Here is a 16,121-nt window from a genome sequence, read left to right as displayed (position 1 = left end):
TTTTCCTGAAAAAAAAACCGGTGCGACGGCAGCACAGCGCTTCTCTTCTTCGCGCCCTAAGCCTTTGCCCTGCCCTGCCCGGATCAGGAGAGAACGGGCAGGTCGATGGTGAGGCCGTCATAGGCCGGCTCCACCCCCTCCGGCAAGGTCTCCTTTAGTGTGCGATAGTCCATGAGGGTGTGGAGATTGGTGAGGATGGCGCGTTCGGGCTTGAGGCGCTCAATCCACTGCAGGGTCTCTTCCAGGATGAAATGCGTGGGATGCGGCTTTGGCCCCGGGCGGAGGGCATCGACGATCCACACCTTCAGCCCCTGCAGATGCGGGATGGTGGCCTCAGGAATGCCGTTGAGATCGGGCGTATAGGCCACGCCATTAATAATGAAACCAAAGGAATGGAAGTGTCCGTGTTCCAGGTCGATGGGCAGGGCCGTGATTGCGCCGCCGGCGCCATCGATGGTGACGGGCACGAATTCCTCGATGCGGTTGAGCTCGGCGATGGGCGGATAGGCAGAGCCGGGCGGCGTGTAAAAACAATAGCCAAAGCGGTTGACGAGGATGTTGGCGGTGCGGTCATTGGCATAGCAGGGCACGCGCCGGCGCCCGCGGTTGAAATAGACCCCGCGCAGATCATCGATGCCATGGATGTGATCGGCATGCTCATGGGTATAGAGCACCGCATCCAGCACGCCCACACCGGCGCTGAGCAACTGTTCGCGCAAGTCCGGAGACGTGTCGATAAGCACGCGGGTTTCCCTCTCCCGTTGCGGATCGTCGATCTTGGGCGGCGGCATGCCGGGCGGCAGTGATGGCGGCCTTTCTCCCGCCGCCGGTCCGTTCGGACCGTGATGGGCGCCATCCTCGGCGATGGGCTGGTCTGCCTTCTGTTGGCGCTCTGCGGTCTGATCCGGTCCGGTTTCACGGATGCGGCGCACGAGCAGCGAACAGCGGCGGCGGCGGTTTTTCGGCTCGGCAGGATCGCACACCCCCCAGTCGTTGCCGATGCGCGGCACACCGCCGGAAGAAGAACAGCCAAGAATGGTGAAGCGGAAAATATCGCCCATGCCAGCCCTGTCTTTTGCGCCTTGCCTCTCGCCCTTTATGCGCCTTGCCCTGCCCTTTTGTCTCTATGCCGCCTTACGGAAGGCCGCCGGCGGCTCGGCCCTGGCAAACAGCCTGAAGAAGTTTTCAGAGGTGATGCGCGCCAGGTCTTCCGCGGAAACGCCCTTCAGATCGGCGAGATAGCGGAGGGTCACCGCCGCATGCGCCGGCTCGCACACCCGCCCGCGATAGGGCTCCGGCGCCAGAAACGGCGCGTCTGTCTCCACCAGCATGCGCTCCAAGGGCGTCCGTGTCGCCGCCTCGCGCACAGATTCGCCTTTCTTGAAGGTCACGATGCCGGAAAACGAAACATAACCGCCAAGCTCCAGCGCCTTCTCCGCCAGCCACGGGGCTGAGGAGAAGCAGTGCATGACGAACGGAAAGGGCCCCCTGGCCGTTTCCTCCTCCAGGATGGCCGCCGTGTCCTCTTCCGCCTCACGGGTGTGGATGACCAGCGGCAGGCCGGTTTCGCGCGCAGCCGCGATGTGTTCTCGAAACACCGCCTGCTGAATATCCCGCGGGCTGCGGTCATAGAAATAGTCCAGCCCCGCCTCACCGATGGCGATTACCTTCGGATGCGCGGCCAGATCCACAAGCTTCGCCGCACTCACCACGTCCTTTTCACTTTCCGCATGGTGCGGATGCGTGCCCACGCTGGCCCACACGCCGGGGAAACGCTCGGCCATGGCCAGCACTTCGGGGAAAGTCTCCAGCTTGGTGGAAATGGTGAGCATGCCGGCCACGCCCACTTCGTGCGCGCGCTGCACAACGGCCTCAACGTCCTTGCCCAGGGTGCCGTATGTGAGATGGCAATGCGAATCGACAAACGGCGCCCCCACCGGCGCGATGGGCGGCAGGTCGCGCTTTTTCTTCTTTCCGCTCATGCCTGCTTGCCCTGCTCGTCTTTCTCCACATAGCGCGGGAACACCGGCGTGGGTTTTTCGATTTTCCGTCCCGGCGGCAGCCTGCCCACCTCACCCAGCGCGGCGAAATCACGCTCATTCTCTCCGGCGCCGACGAGATTGAGCATGCTCGCCCCCGATGCCGGCATGTAGGGCTGAATGAGAATGCCGAACTGGCGCACCACTTCCGCCGTCACATAGAGCACTGTCTTCATCCGCTCCGGATCGGTCTTGCGCAAGGCCCAGGGCTCCTGTGATGCGAAATAGCGGTTGGCCTCACCCACGGCGCGGAAGATGGCATCCAGCGCCTTGTGCAGGGCCTGCACCTCGTGATGGGCGCGCACTTCTTCAAGCAGGTTGTCAACCTGATCCAATAATGCCTTGTCTTCCTTGGTGAATTCTCCAGGTTCCGGGATGGCGCCGTCACAATACTTGTAAATCATCGACAGGGAGCGCTGCGCCAGGTTGCCGAGATCGTTGGCAAGATCGGCGTTGATGCGGTTGACAATGGCCTCGTGCGAATAGTTACCGTCCTGCCCGAAGGGCACCTCGCGCAGGAAGAAATAACGCACGCTATCGACGCCGTATTCCTCGATGAGGTCGAAGGGGCTGACCACATTGCCGATGGATTTCGACATCTTCTGGCCGCGGTTGAACAGAAAGCCGTGGCCATAGACCCTTCTGGGCAGTTCAACGCCCGCGCTCATCAGGAACGCCGGCCAGTAGACGGCATGGAAGCGGATGATGTCCTTGCCGATCACGTGCAGGTCGGCCGGCCAGTATTTCCAGCGCGGATTGCTCTCATCCGGAAAGCCCACGCCGGAAAGATAGTTGGTCAGCGCATCCACCCACACATACATCACATGCCCCGGCGCATCCGGCACCGGAATGCCCCAGTCGAAGGTGGTGCGGGAGATGGAGAGATCCTGAAGCCCCGATTTGACGAAGGATATCACCTCGTTGCGCCGCTCCGGCGGGCCGATGAAGTCCGGGTTCTTCTCGTAGTAGTCCAGAAGCTTGTCCTGATAGGCGGAAAGGCGGAAGAAATAGCTTTCCTCCTCCATCCACTGCACTTCCGTGCCCGTGGGCGCCAGTTTCTGGCCGTTTTCGCCCTCGATCAGCTCGTCCTCGGCGTAATAGGCCTCATCACGCACGGAATACCATCCGGCGTATTTGCCAAGATAGATGTCGCCGTTGGCCGCCATGCGCCGCCACAGCTCCTGCACGGAGCGGATGTGCCGCTCTTCGGTGGTGCGGATGAAATCATCGTTGGAACAGTTGAGCGCCTCGACCATCTTCATGAACTTCGGCGCCATCATGTCCACGAACTCGCGCGGCGTCATGCCGTGTTTCGCCGCCGTCTGCTGGATTTTCTGGCCATGTTCGTCCGTGCCGGTGAGGAAAAAGACATCATGGCCATCCAGCCGCTTGAAGCGCGCCAGCGCATCCGTTGCCAGCGCCTCGTAGGCATGGCCGATGTGCGGATCGCCATTGGGATAGGAAATGGCGGTGGTGATGTAGAATTTCGGTTTTTCACCCTTCGCTTGCGTGTTCATGGCGGCCCTGCTGCTGATCAAACCGGTCACATTGCTGCCCTGCCCTGCCGCGACCATGAGGCCAGCTGCTGATTGGGGCAGCTGCTAGAACGCCACGGCGGCAAGGGAGTCTTTTCTGCCAGACGGTTGTGCCCCCACATCCGGGTCATTTCAAGCCCCGTCGGCACCAGTTTGCGCTTCATGGGCCGGTCTTGTCCTTAAACGAAAAAAGCCGGAAGGACGCGCGCGTCCTTCCGGCATGGCCTAGGGCATCGGTTTTGTCCACGCTACACGACACACCATTGCCATCTTTATTGTCAGCCCGGCAAAAGCCTTAGGTCTACCGCCGGAAGGATGTTGTACATCCTTCCGGAACGTTTCGGCGGGGTTTTCTACCCCGCCTATAGCATGGGTGGCGGGGTAATATACCCCGCCAAAATGTTCCGGAACGGGATAAAATCCCGTTCCGGCATTTTATATCCATACGGTTCAGATCAAGCCTGCTGGTGAGCACCATCGCCCACCAAAAACGCCTCATCCCTGGCCCTGGATTGCCGGGACAAGGCCCGGTAATGACGTTTTCTTGTGATTTATCAATGAGTTAAACAATCAATCCCTAACTCATGGAAAGTCTTTTTTTCCTCGGTCGATTTGGCGTCAACAGCACGCTTCCTGAATTTTCTTGGACACGACTGGGCTTTCGCCGGTATGACGGTATGCGTCTTGTCGTATGATCAGGTATGCATGATCAGGCCTTGGCGGGCTTGGGCTTTTTGCGTGGCTTGCGGCCCCTGGGGCGCGCCTTTTCCTGTTCGCGTGAGAGATAGGTGAAAGTGAGCTTCTCCGCGCCGGTCTTGCGGTCGGTCTTGAGATCGATGCGCACGGTGCCGCCCTTGACCAGGCGCCCGAAGAGCACCTCTTCCGCAAGCGGCTTCTTGATATGCTCCTGAATGACGCGGGCGAGCGGACGGGCGCCCATTTGCTGATCATAGCCCTCGCGCGCCAGCCAGTCGGCCGCCTTGTCCGACAGCTCGATGTTGACCTGCCGCTCGGCCAGCTGCGCCTCCAGCTGCAGGACGAACTTCTGCACGATCTGGCGCACGATCTCCGGCGTGAGATGCGCAAAAGGTATGATGGCATCGAGCCGGTTGCGGAACTCCGGCGTGAAGAGGCGGCGGATGGCCTCCTCGTCGTCGCCCTCGCGCTTGGAGCGGGTGAAGCCGAAGGCCTGCTTGGCCAGATCGGCCGCACCGGCGTTGGTGGTCATGATCAGGATCACGTTGCGGAAATCCACCGTCTTGCCGTTGTTGTCGGTGAGCTTGCCGTGATCCATCACCTGCAGCAGGATGTTGAAGAGATCGGGATGGGCCTTTTCGATCTCGTCCAGCAACAGCACCGCATGCGGATGCTGGTCGATGGCATCGGTGAGCAGGCCGCCCTGATCGAAGCCGACATAGCCGGGCGGTGCGCCGATCAGCCGCGAGACCGAATGCCGCTCCATGTATTCCGACATGTCAAAGCGGATGAGCTCCACCCCGAGCAGCTGGGCGAGCTGACGGGCCACCTCTGTCTTGCCCACGCCGGTGGGGCCGGAGAAGAGATAGCAGCCGATGGGCTTTTCCGGTTCGCGTAAGCCTGCGCGCGCCAACTTGATGGCGGAGCTTAGGGCCTCGATGGCCTGATCCTGACCGAATACGACACGCTTGAGCTCATCGGCCAGGTTCTTGAGGATGCGCGCGTCATCGCGCGAGACCGATTTCGGCGGGATGCGGGCCATGGCGGCCACGGTGGCCTCGATGTCCTTCACGCCGATGGTGGTCTTGCGCTTGGATTCCGGAAGGAGCATCTGCGAGGCGCCGGTTTCGTCGATGACGTCAATGGCCTTGTCCGGCAGCTTGCGGTCCGACATGTAGCGGGCCGAGAGCTCCACCGCGGTGCGGATGGCCTCGTTGGTGTAGCGCACCTTGTGATGCTCCTCGAAATAAGGCTTCAAGCCCTTCAGGATCTTGATGGTGTCGGCGATGGACGGCTCGTTGATGTCGATCTTCTGGAAACGCCGCACCAGGGCGCGGTCCTTCTCGAAGTGCTGGCGGTATTCCTTGTAGGTGGTGGAGCCGATGCAGCGCAGGCTGCCCGAAGCCAGCGCGGGCTTGAGCAGGTTGGACGCATCCATGGCGCCGCCGGAGGTGGCGCCGGCGCCGATAACGGTGTGGATCTCGTCGATGAAGAGAATGGCGCCCGGATAGTTCTCGATCTCCTTGATGACGGCCTTGATGCGCTCCTCGAAATCGCCGCGATAGCGGGTGCCGGCCAGCAGCACGCCCATGTCGAGCTGGAAGATGGTGCAGTCCTTCAGCACATCGGGCACCTGCCCATCGACAATGCGCTTGGCCAGGCCCTCGGCGATGGCCGTCTTGCCCACGCCGGGATCACCCACAAGCAGCGGGTTGTTCTTCTGCCGGCGGCAGAGCACCTGAATGGTGCGCCGCACCTCCTGCTCGCGGCCGATGAGGGGATCGATCTTGCCGTCCTTCGCCTTCTGGTTCAGGTTGATGCAGTAGGCATCCAGCGCCTCCGTCTTGGGCTTGTCGCCGTCCGCATCATCGTTGTCGTCAAGATCAAGGCCCTCATCCTCGCCCTCGTCGTCATCGTCATAGGCCGAGGACATGCGCGAAAGGCCGGCGATGTCGTCCTCATCGCGATCCACGCCCAAAACGGGCCGCGAGCGCGAGGCACCGGGACGCTTGGCGATGCCGTGGGAGATGTAGTTCACGGCATCGTAGCGCGTCATGTCCTGTTCCTGCAGGAAATAGGCCGCGTGGCTTTCACGCTCGGCAAAGATGGCAACGAGCACATTGGCGCCGGTCACTTCCTCGCGACCGGACGTCTGCACATGGATGACCGCGCGCTGAATCACCCGCTGGAAGGCCGTTGTCGGGCGGGCATCATCGCCGGAGTCGGTCACGAGGCTGGCCAGCTCGTTCTCCAGATAGCTCTCCAGCTGCCGGCGCAGCACATCAAGATCGACGTTGCAGGCGCGCATGACGGCGGAGGCATCCACATCGTCGATCAGCGACAGCAGCAGATGCTCCAGCGTGGCATACTCGTGCCGGTATTCGTTGGCGATGGCCAGTGCCCTGTGCAGGGCCTGCTCCAGTGAGCGCGAAAACGTCGGCATTTGCGGGGCCTACTCCCTTTCCATGATACACTGCAGGGGATGTTCGTGGCGCCGGGCCAGATCCATCACCTGATTGACCTTCGTTTCTGCGACCTCCCGCGGATAGACGCCGCAGACCCCGACCCCCTTGTAATGCACGGTGAGCATGATCCGCGTGGCCTCTTCCCGCCCCTTGTTGAAGAACCGCTGCAGAACGTGCACCACGAAATCCATGGGCGTGTAATCGTCATTGAGCAGGAGGACCTTGTAAAGCCGCGGTTTTTCCACCTTGGGGCGGGTCTTCTCCTTAAGCCCTGTGTCCGTCTTGCGATCTGGCGCGTTGCTCATGGCTTTCGCTGGCCGTCTCCCGTCATGCTCTCGAATATCATCTTACAACCGATTTCGCCGGGCGCAAAACCCGCCAAACCCTCATGTGTTGACACGGTAACCGCACCGCAAGCCCCAGCACTCTTCATGCGGGCATGCATGCCCGGCCTGGCGGTGCCATCCTTGAAGCGCAAGCGACACACTAGCACCGCATCAACGGGGAATCTATCGGATCACGCGCGGATGAGCAAATGACAAAAGTGTTGTTTCCGACCAGAAGCAAAAAGGCCGCGTCCTCAATGCCATACACAGAATGCTGCGCACCGGAAAGGGGCTCATTCCGCAGCCGGGTCCGCGCGATATGCGCTCATGGGTGCGACCATGACGTGTGATTGCAGCCAATAGAGCATTGCAATTTCTGCAAGAGGTGCATGCATGCCCTTGCATCGTCGTTTTAACGCTTTGGCAAGCACATGAGCGCATCCTGCAGGTGAAAAGAAGGTTACCATGCAGCCGACAATGCCACCGATGTCCGCCTGTATGAGGACGGGCCAGTGGTGAAAACGGCGGCATGGGCATGAGTGCAAGAATGGCGGGAGGCCCCTTCATGGCATCCGTGACCCAACAGGATTTCGTCCTGCCCATGTCCAGCCTGGTGCAGGCGCTGTCTGCGCAGGGGCTTGCGCCCGGCATCATGATTGGCGTGAGCGTGGCGATGCTTCTTGTCAGTGTGTGGATGATGCTGCGCCTGCCCAGACGGCAGCGCCAGCCGTGATCTGGGCATCAGGCAACAGGCATGAGGCATGAGGCATCAGGCATAAGGCGGGCGAAAACGGAAGCGTAAGTGCCTTTGCGGCGTTTGTGTGATGGTGAGTGAGCGGGAGTGATGAGCGTGCGGCTTCTTCGGCGTTTCGGGAGAGGCGATGTGTCCTGCGGGCGTTTCATGCGTTCTGTGCGGCATGTGAACGCTCTTTGGATTATCCTTTTATCTCTCGTTCTTTCCCTTCATCTCCTGCTGACACAGGCTGCGCATGCGCGGCAGGGTTTTGCCGCCATCGCTGTTGATGCAAGAAGCGGCCGGGTTCTGTTTGCGCGCAATGCCGATTCGCCGCGCATTCCCGCATCCGTCACCAAGGTGATGACGATTTACATGCTGTTCCGCGAGATCCGGGCGGGAAGGCTTTCGCTTCACTCGCGGATTCGCATTTCGCGTCATGCCGCTTCCATGCAGCCGTCCAAGCTGTGGCTGAAGCCGGGGCAGACGATCACGGTGGATCAGGCCATTCGCGCGCTGGTGACCAAGTCGGCCAATGATGTGGCGGCGGCGGTGGCGGAAGCCATTGCCGGTTCGGAGCGTGCCTTTGCGCGGCGGATGACGGCAACGGCCCGCGCCATGGGCATGACGCGCACCACCTTTCGCAACGCGTCCGGCCTGCCCTATCCGCCGAATGTGTCCACCGCGCGGGATCTCGCCACGCTGGCCTTGCGCATCCAGCGGGATTTCCCGCGCCTTTACAAGCGCTATTTTGCACTGAAGTATTTTTCCTTCCGTGGCCGCACGTACCGCAATCACAACCGCCTGCTGTGGCGGGTGCGCGGCATGGACGGGCTGAAGACCGGCTATACGCGGGCGGCCGGATACAACCTCGCCGCCACGGTGCGCCGCAATGGCAAGCGCGTGGTGGCGGTGGTGCTGGGCGCGCCCTCTTCGCGCATGCGTAACGCCTATATGGCGCGGCTTTTGGAGCGCACAATCCGCCGGCGCGATCTTGTCCGCGGCACCCGTATTGCCGCTGTGGCCGGCATCCCGCCGGGCCTTTCGCGCACGCAGGTGGCGGCGCTCAATCGAGCAACGCGCACAACCAGGGTCGCTTCGGCAAAGAAACCCGTGCGCAAGGCACCGGTGAAACCGGCGCGCCGCCCTGCCCTGCCCAGCGGCCAGCTGGCCAGGCTGGCCCAGCGCGCCCTTGCCGCCGGGGATGAAACATCAGAGGTCAAGGCGGTCATGCGGCCGCCGCTTCCGCGCAGCCGGCCTCAGTCCATTGTGCGTCTGGCCCGCCGGGATAATGATACGGAAAAGACGGCACAGGCGCCCGCAACGCGCAAGACCGTGCTTGCTGAAAAGCCGTCCGGCACCGAGGGCAAGCCTGTGATCACGGAAGCGCCGAAGGTTGAAAGCGCCGGCGCCCTGTTCGTGGCAGTGCGTCCTGAAGCCCAGAAGATCAAGCGGGCGGAGGATGGCGAGGCAAAAACCGCTGCCGTTCGGGACAATTCGGACACGGGCGCACATGGCGCGCCGGATGCGGATCGTGAGCAGGCTCAGGCGGCAGAGACCAACGCTGAATCGGAATCGACCGCATCCGATTCTGAACCGGCCAAGGTGACCGGGGCCATTGCCATGCAGGTGCGCCCGCAGCCGGCTCCTGAACAGGGTGAGGATGAGAACGGTTCGGATGAGGTTTCCGATTCTCATGCGCAGGCTGCCATGCACGGGCAGGAGGAAGAGGCGGATGTGCCTCCTGCCCGGACGGAGCGGAAGGTGGCCAGCCTTGATCCGAATGCGGCTTTCGTGCCGCCGGCGCCTGCGCGCGTGATCAAGGTGGACAGAAGCCGGCGCGAGATGGTGGTGGCACCGGTGCGCATGCCTGTTTCTCACAAGGAGGCTGAAACAGAGGAGAAGCAGGCCGTGGCAGCACCCGGTTCGGCAAAAGCCTCTTCGGAGAGTGAGTCTGCAATGGCTGAGGCTGCCAAGACCGAGAAAGCTGAAAGATCCGAAAAGAAGGCTGAAGCGCCGAGTGCTTCAATGGCCGAGAAGGCCATCCAGCAGGAAAAGCTGGCGCGCCATTTGAAGAGCTGGAACATTCAGCTCGGTGCCTTTCCGGCCAAGGACGGGGCGAAAAAACGTCTGGAACAGGCGCGCAAGGCCGCGCGGCGGCTTCTGCGTGGCAAGCCGGCCTTCACCATGGTTTTTGAGCGCAATGGCACCGTTTATTATCGCGCGCGCTTTTCCGGCTTTGATCGCCGCGGTGCGTACAGGGCCTGCCGCGCTTTGAAGAAGCGGCGCATCCCCTGCTTCGCCTTAGCACCCGGGGCGGGTCAGTCCTGACCTTGCAGCTCTGTTTCATATTGCGCGTCTCAGGGGACGCTGCCCCTCCCTGCCCTAGACCTTAAAAGCGCGCGCTATTTGTGCGGTGCCGCCGCGGGCTTCTCTGAAGTCTCGTTATTGAGGGGGGCGATGATGGGAGCGGTGGTGCCGCGCTTGTAATCATCGAGCAGCGCGTCGATGCGCTTGCGCTGCACCCGTTCAATGCAGCGGATGTCGGCGCCACAGGCGGCGCGCCGTTTCAGAAAGTCGCGCTGGCTGTCACGCAGGCGGGAGAGCACGCCCATGGCGTTGTCGTAATTCTCGATGTAATGCCACAGCATGGCATAGAGTGTGGCGATCATCGTATCGAGCTCGGCAAGCAGATCATTGCTGCAAATCGCCTTCTCATCGGGCCGGGTGGCCTTTGCGCAGTCAAAGCTTGGGGTCCTGGCATGCCATTCCGGCCCGATCGCACGTCCCGGTACAATGGTAAAAACGAGCAGCATGGCAGCAAGCAGGGCCATGAGAGATGTTCTGCGCATGATCATTTCGCCCTCCCCTCATTTTTACATGGCGGAGGCATTCTTCATTCTTCGGCGGAAAGTATCGAACACGGCAGCTGAATGGCGACTGAACGCTTGCCATTGTCCGCACAGGCGCCTATCTCCTGCGGCACCATGAGCATGGAAATGGCAAAAACGGCGGAAACCCTGCACATCATCGGCGGCGGCCTGGCCGGGTCGGAGGCGGCCTGGCAGGCGGCAAGGGCCGGTGTGCCCGTGATTCTGCACGAAATGCGGCCGGAAAAGGAAACCCCGGCGCACAAGACCGGCTGGCTGGCGGAGCTTGTCTGTTCCAATTCCTTTCGCTCCGATGATGCGCTCAACAATGCCGTTGGCCTGTTGCATGAGGAGATGCGCCGGGCCGGCTCGCTGATCATGCAGGCGGCGGATGCGAACCGGCTTCCCGCCGGCGGGGCGCTGGCGGTGGACCGTGAGGGTTTCTCCCGCGCGGTGAGCGAGCGGCTGGCCGCCCATCCGTTGATCACCGTGGTGCGCGAGGAGGTGGCGGACTGGCCGCCTGAAGACTGGCGGCATGTAATCATCGCCACCGGGCCTTTGACCTCCGATGCCCTGGCCGAAGCCATCCGGCAGCGCACAGGCGAGGAATCGCTGGCCTTTTTCGATGCCATCGCGCCCATTGTCTATGCGGATTCCATCGACATGAGCGTGTGCTGGCGCCAGTCGCGCTATGACAAGGGCACGGCCGATTACATCAACTGCCCGCTTGATCGCGAAACCTACGAGCGTTTCGTGCAGGCGCTGCTGGAAGCGGAGAAGACGGGATTTCGCGCGTGGGAGAAGAACACGCCCTATTTCGACGGCTGCCTGCCCATCGAGGTCATGGCCGAACGGGGGCTGGACACCTTGCGTCATGGCCCGATGAAGCCTGTGGGACTCACTAATCCGCGCACGGGCAAGCGGCCGTGGGCTGTGGTGCAGCTTAGGCAGGACAATGCGCTGGGCACGCTTTACAACATGGTCGGGTTTCAGACCAAGCTGAAATACGGCGAGCAGCAGCGCATCTTCCGCATGATTCCGGGGCTTGAGAATGCGCGCTTTGCCCGTCTCGGCGGGCTGCATCGCAACACCTTTCTCAACAGCCCGAAGCTGCTGGATGCGCGCCTGCGGCTGAAGGTGGAGCCGCGCCTGCGCTTTGCCGGACAGATGACCGGCGTTGAGGGCTATGTGGAAAGTGCGGCCTGCGGGCTGATCGCCGGGCGGCTGGCCGCGGCCGACATCCTGGGGGCAGATGTGCCGCCGCCGCCGGAAACCACGGCGCATGGCGCCCTGATCCATCACATCACCGGCGGGCATCTGGCCACGGATGCGGGCAGTTTTCAGCCCATGAACATCAACTTCGGCCTGTTCCCCGATATCGCCGCGCCCACGCATGACGAGACGGGCCGCCGCCTGAAGGGCAAGGAGCGCAGCCGCGCGCGCCGACAGGCCCTGGCAAAGCGGGCGCTTGCCGATTTTGAGGCCTGGCTTGCCCGGCAGGACGCGATTTTCCCTACGCAGTCCTGACCGGCCTTCCCCAACCGGCGGCCGGAGAGGGAATTCTGGCTCGCCCCGGGTGTCAGTGCAGGATCTGGGAGAGGAAGAGCTTGGTGCGATCGCTCTTCGGATTGGTGAAGAATTCCTCCGGCTCGTTCTGCTCCACGATCTGGCCCTGATCCATGAAAATGACGCGGTTGGCCACCTGACGGGCAAAGCCCATCTCGTGCGTGACCACCAGCATGGTCATGCCGGATTCGGCGAGATCGACCATCACGTCGAGCACTTCCTTGATCATCTCCGGATCGAGTGCGGAGGTCGGCTCATCGAAAAGCATGACCTGCGGGTTCATGCACAAGGAACGGGCGATGGCCACGCGCTGCTGCTGACCGCCGGAGAGCTGGCCCGGATACTTGTGCGCCTGATCGGGGATGCGCACCTTCTCCAGGAAATGCATGGCGATCTCCTCCGCCTCCTTCTTGGGCATGCGCTTCACCCAGATGGGCGCGAGCGTACAGTTTTCCAGCACGGTCAGATGCGGAAACAGGTTGAAGTGCTGAAAGACCATGCCCACCTCGCGGCGGATTTCCTCGATCTTCTTGATGTCCTCGGTGAGCTCCGTGCCGAGCACGATGATCTTGCCGGCCTGATGCTCCTCCAGCCGGTTGATGCAGCGAATGAGCGTGGACTTGCCGGAGCCGGACGGCCCGCAGATGACGATGCGTTCGCCGCGGTAGACCGTCAGGTTGATGTCGCGCAGGACATGAAAGTCGCCATACCACTTGTTGACGTCGATCATCTCCACGACGACCTCGTCGGAGACGGACATGCCCTTCTTCTCTTGCGCCTCGATGCTCATCGTCGAAAAACCCTTTTTCAGCGCTTGTGACCGGTGTGCAGGTAGTTCTCCATGAAGATGGAATAGCGGGACATGCCGAAGCAGAACACCCAGTAGACCAAAGCCAGATAGAGATAGACCGTTGGCGCGGTCACCGGTGTGGCCCACTTGGCGTCTGCCAGCGATGCCTGCGCAATTCCGAGCAGGTCAAACAGGCCGATGATGGACACAAGCGAGGTGTCCTTGAACAGGCCGATGAAGGTGTTGACGATGCCCGGGATCACCATCTTCAGCGCCTGCGGCAGGATGATGAGCAGCATCATCTGCCAGTAGGTGAGCCCCAGGGCCTGTGCGCCCTCATACTGCCCCTTGGGAATGGCCTGCAGGCCGCCGCGCACCACTTCCGCCATGTAGGCGGAGGCAAACAGCGCCACACCCACGAGCGGACGGATCACCTTGTCAAGCGTCACCCCCTCCGGCAGGAACAGCGGCAGCATCACCGAGGACATGAACAGCACGGTGATCAGCGGCACGCCGCGCCAGAACTCGATGAAGATGATGGAGATGAACCGGATGACCGGCATCTGCGAGCGGCGGCCCAGGGCGAAAAGGATGCCAAGCGGCAACGAGATGACGATGCCGACGGCGGCGATAACCAGAGTGAGCATCAGCCCGCCCCAGCGCGTCGTCTCGATGACGGGCAGCCCCAGCGACGACATGCCGTAGAGCAATATGTAGGCCAGCACCGGATAGATCACGAAAAGCAGCAGCATGACCAGCCGCTTGCCCGGCGCCCTGGGAATGAGCAGGAAGGCGAGGAGCACCGCGCCAATGGCATAGACCACAAGCACCCGCCACTGCTGATCCTCTGGATAAAAGCCGAACATGTACTTGTTGTGCCAGACGCGGATGAAGGCCCAGCAGGCGCCAATTTCCCGTCCGCCATCGGCAAGGCAGGCTGTGCGGTCCTGACCGCTCCAGACGGCATCGATGATGGCGAATTGCACAAGAAAGCTCACGATCAGCCAGATGATGTAGAGTCCCACGAAGGTGAGGATCGTGTGCCACCAGCTGGAGAAGAGATTCTCGCGCATCCAGCCGAGCACGCCGGTGCTGGCCGGGGGCGGTGGCTTGGGCGGCAGCATCTCGGTGCGATAGAAGCTGCGCTTGTGCTCCTTGACGGTGTCCGTCATGGCTTAGCGCTCCACCAGTTTCATCTTGGCGTTGTACCAGTTCATGAAGGCCGATGTGGCCAGGCTGATCGAGAGATAGACCAGCATCCACAGGGCGATGATCTCCACCGCCTGGCCGCTCTGATTGAGGATGATGCCGCCAACGGCGACGAGATCGGGATAGGCGATGGCCACGGCCAGCGAGCTGTTCTTGGTCAGATTGAGATACTGCGAGGTCAGCGGCGGGATGATCACCCTGAGCGCCTGCGGAATGATGACCAGGCGCAGCATCTGACCGCGGGTCAGGCCCAAGGCCAGGGCCGCCTCGGTCTGGCCGTGGGGCACGGCAAGAATGCCGGCGCGCACGATCTCGGCGATGAAGGTGGCGGTGTAGATGGTCAGGGCCATGAGCATGGCCGTGAACTCCGGGATCACGCGCATGCCGCCCTGGAAGTTGAAGCCGCGCAGGTGCGGATAATCGAAATGCACCGGCATCCCCGTGAGGAAGAAGACGATCAGCGGCAGACCCAAAATCAGCCCGAGGCTGGTGAGAAAGACCGGAAACGGCTGACCGGTCTCCATTTGCCGTTTCTTGGCCCAGCGCGCTATGGCGATGCTGGCGATAATGCCACTGAAGAAGGCGGCGACAACAAAGCCCCAGCCGTCCTCGAAGATGGGCTTGGGGGAATAGATGCCGCGGTTGTTCAGATAGATGGAATCAAACAGGACGATGGACTGACGCGGATGCGGCAGGGGTTTCAGCGCCACGTTGTACCAGGCGAAAATCTGCAGAAGCAGCGGGATGTTGCGGAAGATCTCCACATAACCGGCGGCAAGCTTGGCGATCACCCAGTTCTTGGACAGGCGCATGATGCCGACGATGAACCCGAGGATCGTGGCCAGCACGATGCCGATGAAGGAGAGAACGAGCGTGTTGATGAGGCCGACGAGAAAGGCCGTGCCGTAGCTTGAGGATTCGGTGTAGTCGATGAACAGGACCTGGTTGATGCCAAAGCCGGCGGTGGCGGAAAGGAAATCGAAGCCGGAGGCGATCTTGCGTTCCTGAAGGTTGGTGACGGTATTGCCCACGATCCACCAGACGAAGACCGCCAGGGCCGTGAACATCAACAATTCAAAGAAAATGTTGCGGAAGTGCCTGTCGGTCAGCGGATTGGGCGATGCCGGCCGCGGATGCTCCAGCAGCAGCCAGTTGAGAATGCGCAGGCCCACGCCGATGATGTAAACAAGAGCGAAAAAGGGCGCGAAATTGGCCAGAGCAACGAGAATGCCGCCGATCCAGCCAAGCACCCCTTTGCGGAAATCAACCAAAGCGGCGGCGATATTGCCGATGTAGCTGCCGAGATCGGCAAGCAGGCCGGTGGCATTGCCATAATAGAAACGGGACGCCGCCCAGTAGAAAATGGCGTAGGACAGCGCGGTGAAGAAAAGGACGAGCCCGAGACGCAGCGATCGCGCCCCGTTTTCGCGGACAGCCGGCGTGGCGACGGACATCGTGTCTCACGCTCCCTGATGTGTGTGGTGCCGCACGCTTCGACAATGGGATCAGGGCCTGCCTTGTGCCGCCTGTCATCCGCCCGGCTGGGCTCGGGGCTGTGTCATGCCCGCCTTCGCCCTCGCCTGCCCGCATCTGCAAGATGCCGGGGCAGATCCGCCAGACTGCGCTGCCTTAATCCCGGTGTCACCGCATCCGGGTCTGCATGGGCAGAAAGGGCTTGTGCTTCTTTAACGCACCTTAAGGCGGACAGACCGACTTCAAAACCAGGCCCGAAAGCATGAAAGCCTGATCGTGCACTCAAACGATGCCGAAGCGGATTGTCCCCTCAGCAGGACCGGGCGGATGAGATGCGGCAACGGCCCCGGCCCGGCCGCCGCCATCCCTGGATGACGGCGGGCCGGACCGGGTGTGATGCCTGATCCCGTCAAGCGCCG

Annotated in this window: 12 protein-coding genes; 3 read left to right on the top strand and 9 right to left on the bottom strand. The window is 61.8% G+C overall.

Features of this window, described 5'->3' with window-relative positions; all coding sequences use genetic code 11:
- Window positions 1-83: 83 nt before the first annotated feature.
- The 5 genes from EK16_RS02650 to clpS all read right to left on the bottom strand — a co-directional run bounded on the left by EK16_RS02650 (window position 84) and on the right by clpS (window position 7,040).
- On the bottom strand, window positions 84-1,061 hold the full coding sequence (locus EK16_RS02650; RefSeq protein WP_038034426.1) for an MBL fold metallo-hydrolase: 978 nt from the start codon (window positions 1,059-1,061) through the stop codon (window positions 84-86).
- Window positions 1,062-1,124: 63 nt separating this feature from the next.
- Window positions 1,125-1,982: a TatD family hydrolase gene (locus EK16_RS02645; protein ID WP_051928817.1), complete on the bottom strand. Its 858-nt coding sequence runs from the start codon at window positions 1,980-1,982 to the stop codon at window positions 1,125-1,127.
- Window positions 1,979-3,556, bottom strand: coding sequence for a methionine--tRNA ligase (gene metG / locus EK16_RS02640; RefSeq protein WP_038034554.1), 1,578 nt, complete (start codon window positions 3,554-3,556; stop codon window positions 1,979-1,981). Before metG ends, EK16_RS02645 begins: the two co-directional genes overlap by 4 nt.
- Window positions 3,557-4,283: 727 nt before the next feature.
- Window positions 4,284-6,713 (bottom strand): ATP-dependent Clp protease ATP-binding subunit ClpA, encoded by a 2,430-nt coding sequence (clpA, locus tag EK16_RS02635; protein ID WP_038034425.1) that lies wholly within the window; start codon window positions 6,711-6,713, stop codon window positions 4,284-4,286.
- 9 nt (window positions 6,714-6,722) lie between these two features.
- Window positions 6,723-7,040: an ATP-dependent Clp protease adapter ClpS gene (gene clpS, locus EK16_RS02630; protein WP_038034421.1), complete on the bottom strand. Its 318-nt coding sequence runs from the start codon at window positions 7,038-7,040 to the stop codon at window positions 6,723-6,725.
- Between the two features lie 586 nt (window positions 7,041-7,626).
- Between clpS and EK16_RS02625 the strand changes: the two genes are divergently transcribed.
- On the top strand, window positions 7,627-7,794 hold the full coding sequence (locus EK16_RS02625) for a hypothetical protein (protein ID WP_156098443.1): 168 nt from the start codon (window positions 7,627-7,629) through the stop codon (window positions 7,792-7,794).
- Between the two features lie 168 nt (window positions 7,795-7,962).
- The gene (locus EK16_RS11300) at window positions 7,963-10,125 is read left to right on the top strand and encodes a D-alanyl-D-alanine carboxypeptidase (protein ID WP_197059583.1); all 2,163 of its coding nucleotides are present in this window, start codon (window positions 7,963-7,965) and stop codon (window positions 10,123-10,125) included.
- Between the two features lie 74 nt (window positions 10,126-10,199).
- Here EK16_RS11300 and EK16_RS02615 read toward each other — a convergent pair whose 3' ends face one another.
- A complete protein-coding gene (locus tag EK16_RS02615) occupies window positions 10,200-10,646 on the bottom strand; it encodes a lysozyme inhibitor LprI family protein (RefSeq protein ID WP_156098442.1) in 447 nt (148 codons plus the stop codon).
- A 135-nt stretch (window positions 10,647-10,781) separates the two neighbouring features.
- Between EK16_RS02615 and trmFO the strand changes: the two genes are divergently transcribed.
- Window positions 10,782-12,191: a methylenetetrahydrofolate--tRNA-(uracil(54)-C(5))-methyltransferase (FADH(2)-oxidizing) TrmFO gene (gene trmFO, locus EK16_RS02610; RefSeq protein WP_038034415.1), complete on the top strand. Its 1,410-nt coding sequence runs from the start codon at window positions 10,782-10,784 to the stop codon at window positions 12,189-12,191.
- Window positions 12,192-12,243: 52 nt separating this feature from the next.
- Here the strand turns inward: trmFO and EK16_RS02605 are convergent, their stop codons facing one another.
- Genes EK16_RS02605 through EK16_RS02595 form a run of 3 tightly spaced genes read right to left on the bottom strand, consistent with a single transcriptional unit; the run spans window position 12,244 to window position 15,374 of the window.
- A complete protein-coding gene (locus EK16_RS02605; protein WP_038034412.1) occupies window positions 12,244-13,020 on the bottom strand; it encodes an amino acid ABC transporter ATP-binding protein in 777 nt (258 codons plus the stop codon).
- Window positions 13,021-13,037: 17 nt separating this feature from the next.
- Complete coding sequence (locus EK16_RS02600; RefSeq protein WP_038034410.1) at window positions 13,038-14,192, bottom strand: amino acid ABC transporter permease; 1,155 nt, start codon at window positions 14,190-14,192, stop codon at window positions 13,038-13,040.
- 3 nt (window positions 14,193-14,195) lie between these two features.
- Window positions 14,196-15,374 (bottom strand): amino acid ABC transporter permease, encoded by a 1,179-nt coding sequence (locus tag EK16_RS02595; RefSeq protein ID WP_369793071.1) that lies wholly within the window; start codon window positions 15,372-15,374, stop codon window positions 14,196-14,198.
- Between the last annotated feature and the right edge of the window lie 747 nt (window positions 15,375-16,121).

Origin of the sequence: Thermopetrobacter sp. TC1 (assembly GCF_000746275.1) — a bacterium.
In the GTDB taxonomy this organism is placed as follows: domain Bacteria; phylum Pseudomonadota; class Alphaproteobacteria; order Rhizobiales; family Aestuariivirgaceae; genus Thermopetrobacter.
The sequence above is the reverse complement of the archived record's forward strand: the minus strand, read 5'-3'. Positions and strand labels throughout refer to the sequence as shown.